This is a genomic window from Actinomyces succiniciruminis, from assembly GCF_900002405.1.
GTDB classification, from domain to species: Bacteria; Actinomycetota; Actinomycetes; order Actinomycetales; family Actinomycetaceae; genus Actinomyces; species Actinomyces succiniciruminis.
Genome location: NZ_LK995535.1, coordinates 1 through 6,510 on the forward strand (window position 1 = coordinate 1; position 6,510 = coordinate 6,510).

Annotated in this window: 11 protein-coding genes; all 11 read right to left on the minus strand. The window is 65.3% G+C overall.

What is annotated here, in order from left to right:
* Positions 1-84: 84 nt before the first annotated feature.
* Positions 85-645, minus strand: coding sequence for a hypothetical protein (locus BN1056_RS11820; RefSeq protein ID WP_210581476.1), 561 nt, complete (start codon positions 643-645; stop codon positions 85-87).
* Positions 646-675: 30 nt separating this feature from the next.
* A complete protein-coding gene (locus BN1056_RS11825) occupies positions 676-945 on the minus strand; it encodes a hypothetical protein (protein ID WP_139240893.1) in 270 nt (89 codons plus the stop codon).
* Complete coding sequence (locus tag BN1056_RS11830; protein ID WP_073329709.1) at positions 930-1,313, minus strand: hypothetical protein; 384 nt, start codon at positions 1,311-1,313, stop codon at positions 930-932. Before BN1056_RS11830 ends, BN1056_RS11825 begins: the two co-directional genes overlap by 16 nt.
* A 350-nt stretch (positions 1,314-1,663) precedes the next feature.
* A complete protein-coding gene (locus BN1056_RS11835; RefSeq protein WP_073329706.1) occupies positions 1,664-2,344 on the minus strand; it encodes an NYN domain-containing protein in 681 nt (226 codons plus the stop codon).
* Positions 2,345-2,580: 236 nt separating this feature from the next.
* Positions 2,581-2,826, minus strand: a complete 246-nt coding sequence (locus tag BN1056_RS11840; protein ID WP_073329703.1) for a hypothetical protein — start codon at positions 2,824-2,826, stop codon at positions 2,581-2,583.
* Entirely contained in the window at positions 2,823-4,115 is a 1,293-nt protein-coding gene (locus BN1056_RS11845) for an AAA family ATPase (RefSeq protein ID WP_073329700.1), read from the minus strand. Before BN1056_RS11845 ends, BN1056_RS11840 begins: the two co-directional genes overlap by 4 nt.
* Positions 4,112-4,579 carry a hypothetical protein gene (locus tag BN1056_RS11850; RefSeq protein ID WP_210581478.1) on the minus strand — a complete coding sequence of 156 codons (468 nt, stop codon included), beginning with the start codon at positions 4,577-4,579 and terminating at the stop codon, positions 4,112-4,114. Before BN1056_RS11850 ends, BN1056_RS11845 begins: the two co-directional genes overlap by 4 nt.
* 77 nt (positions 4,580-4,656) lie before the next feature.
* On the minus strand, positions 4,657-5,031 hold the full coding sequence (locus tag BN1056_RS11855; RefSeq protein WP_210581480.1) for a hypothetical protein: 375 nt from the start codon (positions 5,029-5,031) through the stop codon (positions 4,657-4,659).
* Positions 5,032-5,271 carry a helix-turn-helix domain-containing protein gene (locus tag BN1056_RS11860; RefSeq protein WP_210581482.1) on the minus strand — a complete coding sequence of 80 codons (240 nt, stop codon included), beginning with the start codon at positions 5,269-5,271 and terminating at the stop codon, positions 5,032-5,034.
* A 196-nt stretch (positions 5,272-5,467) separates the two neighbouring features.
* Positions 5,468-6,076, minus strand: a complete 609-nt coding sequence (locus tag BN1056_RS11865) for a hypothetical protein (RefSeq protein WP_210581484.1) — start codon at positions 6,074-6,076, stop codon at positions 5,468-5,470.
* Positions 6,076-6,510 (minus strand): site-specific integrase (locus tag BN1056_RS11870; protein WP_210581486.1); only part of this gene is annotated, 435 nt, incomplete at its 5' end. The genes BN1056_RS11865 and BN1056_RS11870, both read right to left, overlap by 1 nt.

Consider the following 6,510-nt stretch of genomic DNA (forward strand, 5'->3'; position numbering starts at 1 on the left):
ACCCCCTTAGCGTTCGCGCCGGTACCGGTGGCGGTCAGCGCGCTGGTGGTCTTGCGCGCGGCATGTGTGTCCTTTTGTGGCGGGTCAGCGGCTGCATGCTCCGGCCCACGTCACGGGTTCGCTGTGGAACCCGTGCCACGTGATCTGGAACGTTCCCGTGGAGCCCCAGGCGCGGACGTGAACCAGTGCAATATCGAACGTGTAGGTTTCCAGGTTGGTCGCGACGTAGGACGGACGATAGGTACCGTCCCAGTCGGCATCTTCTTCCATGTTGACAGTCAATGTTTCACCCCTAGGTGGGATGATATGAAACACGCCATCAATGGCGGAGGTGTAGTAGTCAGTCGGGGCGACGCTGTAACTGACTGTGCCATCACAGCGTATCTCGTCGACCGTCATTTGTTTGGTCTGGTCAACAAGCACCCATTCACCGAAGTCGTGTGCTCCGGGCACTTTGCTGAACAGGCCTGTTGCCATGGCGATGATGATCGCCAGGACGGCAGCGGTACCGCCGATGATGACGCGGCGCACGACCTTGGGGGTGGTGGCCCACTTGGCGCGGGCGTAGTCCCTAATGGACGGGACAGGCGCGGGCGGCGGAGGCGGAGCCGGAGCAGGAGTCGGGGCGGGCATGGGGGTGGTCATGGTAGGGACTCCTTGTATGAGTGGGGGTGGTTAGCGGATGAAGACAGTATGTGCGGGAACGTGTAGTTCCTGTTCTAAGGCGTGGGCGATCTTCCGCTCAGTCAGCATCGAGGTGTCATTATAGGTGAACAGGCTCAGCTGGCTGTGGAAGATGCGACGGACGAAGGCTGCGGTGTCCGACTCGCGCTTGACCCACACGTATGCGGGGGTGCTGGTGGCGCGCACCTCCCACTTTATGACGGCCGCCCCCTGTGTGTGGGATGCGCGGATTGCGACCACCATGGTCAGCGGAAAGTCCATGTGAGGGAACAATGCGGGTGAGATAGGCATCGGGGGCCGGGGTAGGCGGGGCTGGTGAGGATGTTGACGATCCGGTTGCAGCAATAGCCAGCCAGCTCGGCATACTGGTAGGTGAGCCCGTAGGTGTCCACCCGCTCGGCCGCCTTGGGGATGAGGTAGGCGTTCAGGACGAGGTGACCGAGACCGTGGTGGCCGTACTCCAAAGCCGGGTTGGGAAGCTCGACGGTGCGCTCGGATCGCAGGTCATGAGTGGCGAGGAGACGCACCGTCTCGTTAAGGTTGTGCATGGCCCGGTCGGGGTCCGCCATGAGGTCGTTGGCCTCGGGGGGTGAGGATGATGTGCTGCGGCCGGTCTGGGCGTGCAGCACGATGCCGTCATGGATGTCGTTGTGGCTGTTGAGGATGACGTTCCAGTCACCAAACGCGGATACGGGGCTGTCGGCCTGTACGTTGCCCAGGTGTTGCGCATGGTGTTGTGGGTTGTGTCCTGGCCGTAACCCAAGGTGGGGTTGGCGCTCGCGGGTGCTGGCGATGTCAAGGTGCCCGGGGAGTGAGTGCGCAGGAGCCGATCTGGGAGCCTTGCAGCCCACCCCACGTGCTGGTGGAGGGCCGCGAAAACCCCGCCAGGCACGCCCGAGTGGCGATCCTAGGCACTCAAACGCCTGCCCTCCCGCCACCGGGTACCCCTTGATCGCTTGATCAGATAAAGCTCACAGGTCTAACGGTAATCATGACGGTCGAGCGATGCCTCGAAGCAGGCTCGATCCATATTGGTGTTCCATACCCTTCGGCCACCAGTTGGACGTAGGCTGCCGCCTTTACGCTGCTCGGAGTCGAACCATGCGACAGTTTCTATCTTGGCGATAGCAGCGTTCTCTTTCCTCATGTCAACCAGTGTGTCAAGAACGGGAACGAGGTCCGTGTCCCGCGAGGCAAGGATGACGACATCGATGTCGTTGCGTTGGGCTTGGCGCATGCAGGTCAGTGCCACGAGTACATCTACGCCCTTCTCCCGTCCTGGTCCCGTCGGAATCTTGCGCCCGTGGATGTTGGTGGCCGGAGTGCCGTCTGCTTGTCGCTGGTAGTCGTACTTGAGGTCTCGCAGCTCGACGATGGCCCCTTCCTGACGCCATTGATGTGCCTGGGCTGTAGCGCGGCGGTGCTGTGCTGAGTCGTAGGCCGAGTTGGGTAAGCCGCGGAAGGCGTAGACAGCGGCGAGTTCACCAGGGGGGAACCCTGAGCGCTGTTTGTCGTTGCGGCGACGTACGGCTGTGCGGGCGAAGTTCATCGGCGAGATGAGTGCCTCCCACAGCTGGCGGTCGGGTACGAAGATGCCATGGGCTGTGAGGTGTACGTTCTGATAGTCCATGACGACGACGACACGTAGTGAGCTGTCCACCGGCCACTCCTGGGAAGAGAAAATCCCCACCAACCCAGATGTGAGCGGTGGGGAGCAATGAGGCAAGACTACTGTCGGACAGTCGGAAGTGCAACCTGTGAATCCGATCCTTCATGATGCGGCAGCCCAGGGAGAGGCGCGTGCAGGGCTAGACCCCCGTAGCAACGCGGCAGTGGCCCCGCCACCCCTACCGCGCGGGCGAGGGGCGACGGAGCCACCAGGACGAGTCAGTTGGACTAGGAGGCGCGGCCCTTCTTCCTGCGGCACTCCCGACGCCGGGCCTCACGGACACGCCGCCCGACCGCGGTCTCGGCGCAGGTCGGGTGTATCCCCTGGTCGCCGGGGTATGGGGTGCGGGGAAGGTGGCAGACCGGGCACCAGTAGCCGGTGACCTCTATCAGCCGCGCAGCGGGAATCTCGACCTCACCGGTGTCGATCTTCCACATGTTGCCGCGCTCGTCAATGATGATGCCGTTGCTCATGGCCGGTCACCTCCCGCGAGCGCGGTTCCGGTCGCCCCGCCGCACTCGGCGCACAGGTCGGGTTCGGGTGCGCCGTGGGGGCAGGTGCCGGCCTCGGCTGGTTGTGGTGGTGTCTCCTCTTCGTCGGCTGAAGGTGTCACCGAAGGTGCTGAAGGTGTCGTCTTTTCAGGACATGGCACCTTCAGCACCTTCGTGGCACCTTCGGACTCGAAGGCCCACACCCAACCCTGCCCCATGCTGGCCTTGCGGGTGGTGATCCTGGGGCTCTTGCAGCGGCGGCGGGCGTTCTTCAATGCCTGCTCACTGAACCCCGCTGCGCGTCCCGCCTTGATCACTTCCCCGGCACCGGCCTCCCCGCCCCGGGAGCCGATGAAGTCGACGATGAACGCCTCGGCCGCGCTGCGCTCGTCGGCGTCCTCCCCGTCATCCTTGGCTCGCAGCAGATCGGTCACAGAGCGCTCGGAGACGCCCTGCGGGGTGAAACGCCCGATATGGGCCTCCTCCCCGTTGGGCAGCGGAACCGTAGCCTCTTCAATGGTGTACTGCAACGAAGGCAGCGAGGCAGCGTCCCTGCCGAGGCTGTTCTTCGTCTGGGACACCACACGGCAGTCGTTGCCGTCGTCGCGGGCGAAGGCGAACACGGAGCGAGGCACGTCCGTAAACGCCTTGGACTCGGACACAGCCATGATCGGGTCTGTGTGGGCGCCCTTGTTGTGGTGCGCGATCCCCAGCACGACGCTGCCGGTCCGGTCGGCGATCCTCACCAGAGGGTCAAGCATTCTGCGCACCTCACGTGACCGTGACGCGCTCAGCCCGTCCCCCAGAAGGGACATTAGCGGGTCGACAACCACAAGCGCTACGTCGTTCGCGGCGATGGCTTCCTCCAGGGCGGTGTTGTCCCGGGGCAGGCTCATGGTGACCTCCTCCCCGAAGGCCTCCTGCACCTGCACGCGCCCAACCTTGGACAGGTCGGCACCGGCGGCCATGAGGCGGGGGACAAGGGTGTACTCCCAGGAGTCCTCTACGGCGACGTACAGCACGCGGCGCGCCTGGCCCCGGTATGCGCCGGGCAGGGTTCCGCGGGTGATCTGCGCGGCCAGCCAGATACCGAAGGATGACTTGCCGGTTCCCTCCCGCCCAGCCGCGAGGGACAGGGAGCCGACGGGTATACGCCCGTCGCCCTCGTACTCCCAGGCCCAACGGACCGCACGGGGCGTGATGGTGTCCACCCAGGTAACGCGCAACTGCCGTGCGCCGTCATCGTTGTTGAAGGGAGAGGCGTCGCTCATGCGGCGGCCCCCCTCTCCGACGCGGCCCCCAAGGTCTTGATGACCTCGGCGAGCAGCTCCTTGTCGGCGCGGAGGTGCGCGGCGGCGTGGGCCTCCTCATCGACGTACCCGGCGAACGCGCCGGCCACTACCTCGCTCACCTCTACCCGGCCCTCGGTACGGCCGACCACGCGACCGCCGCGGTAGCCCAGGCGAGTCCCCTCCTCGAAGCCGACGGCGCGGGCCGCAGTCTCCGCGGAAGCGGTCAGGAAGTTGATCCACTCCCACTGCTTGGGAGTGAACTCCGGCATCGGGGCTCCCGGCGGCGCGGGCACCTCAGCGTTGTGCTCGGAGGCGACCTTGCGCGCCAGCCAAGCATCTACCTGGTCACGGACCCGGCCAGCGTCGGCGTGCAGCGGGTAGACGGCAGCTCTCGGGTCGTAGACACCGTCGGTGTCCACGAAGAGGCGGGAAAGCTCCTCCATAGTCGGGTACTTCGAGGCCGGCTTCGACGAGGCAGGCCTCGAAGGCGTTACGAACGGGTGCGGAGTACTCGCGTACATCAGGCCTCATCTCCTTTGTCCACACACATGCGGACCGAGGACGAATCGGCGGGTGACGCCGCGGACGGCGGTGATGAAGGTGGTACCCAGGGCGGGGCGCAGTACAACGAATCGACTGCAACCACGTCACCGACAACCAGCGCGGTGTAGGCGGCATCCAGCCGAGTGCGGGCGTACCGGACTTCACTGGTGGGGGTGAGCCGGTCGAGGGTGACGGCGGCGGTCTCAAGGGCGGTCAGGGCGTCGGAGCGGCGGACGCGCTCGCGGCGCACACCCACCCAGCCGGTGACCACAGCCCAGAACGCCAGCAATTCTGCGGTAAACTGGCCTACGGCTTCCTTGAGGTTCTGTGCGATCTTCCGGGGAGCCATCATTCACTTCACCCCCTCGGCGCTGCCGCCGGTGGTGGAGGTGGTGGCGAAGTCGGCGGGCACATCCAGACCCATCGCGGTGATGGCGCTCAGCGGAATGATGTGCTGGTTGCCGATGCGTGCAGACTTCAGCTCCCCCGAGTAGATCAGCTTGAGGACCGTGGGATATGAGACCCCGACGATTTGGGCAAAGGTCTTGGCGTTTACGTTGGCCGGCGTGACGGCCTGGGACTTCCTAGACACGGGAAGAACCCCTCCTTTAGCGGATGACTAATGGCCGATCCGCTGAGATCGGGGTTCTTGGACGACGGCGCGGGCTTACTCCTTTCGATCCCATCTTCCCGATTTGGGGGGGTTCTGCGCCCGCGTGATTCCGTTACCAACTACGCTTATTTTATCTCCGACGTGACTAGTTCGCAACCAACTGGGGGTGACGCGATCACATCAGCTTGTGCAGTCGTGACGACGCCGACGCCAGCACCGACAGAGACACGTCCCGCTGCTCCGCAGCTACGAACTTGTCCAACATGCTCTCCCAGCCATGCGCCCCGTCCAGCACCATCGTCACAACCGCGCCGCCGGGGCACTCCGGGCACTTCAACCGCATCCTGCCCGACGACTCCCCCTCCTCCACAACCAGCTCCTCCGGCCCCGGCTCGTCCGCCCCCGGAAGGAAGTCCAGCGCGGCACCCTCGAACGGACGCTTTGGATCACGGAAGGAGCCGTCCACCCCACGCACCACCGCCAAGGGCTGACTGTTCTTCCGGGCTCGCAGCTCGCCCTCGTCGCCGAACAGGAACACAGGCTTGCCCAGGGCGCGATGGTGAGTGTCGCCGCGCTGCTGGTACTCCCAGCCCCAGCCCGCACCCTCGTACCGCGTCAACACAATGAAGTAGCCCTTGCCGTCACCGTGGTTCGGGCAGAACACCAACAACCTGGCGTCCACCACGCCTCCGCTCCTCGGGGCGCGCTTCACGCTCGACAGCTCACCAGCGCCGCGTTCGGCCAGACGCGACATCGACTCCACCCGAGTAACCCACTCAACCATTACGCCCTCCTTCGGCGTTCGTCGAGGCTGACGACGTTCCCGCCCGCCTGCTCGGATTCCAGTAGTGCCCGCTGTCGGGCCTTCGTAGCGTGCTGGTACCGGGCGGCCATGTCCGCCGAAGACCATCCGTAACGATCCATCAAGTCCGCCACGGTCGCGCCCAGCGCCCCATAGGTGGTCGCGGAGTAATGACGCAGCGCGTGCAGACCGAGGAACTGACCGTCCCCCAGGGCGATGCCGGCCTGGGCGACGGCCGCGTCAAAGTGCTTCAGCACTTGGGTCGCCCGCAGGAACCTGCGCTGGCTCGTGAACGCCGGGAAGACAGGCGAATCCAGCCCGTCATCGGTGTAGGCGGCCATGTGCTCACGGAGTGCGGCCACGGTGGCCGGCCGCAGCTGCACCGTGCGGGAGCGGCGGGTCTTCGTCGGCCCCAG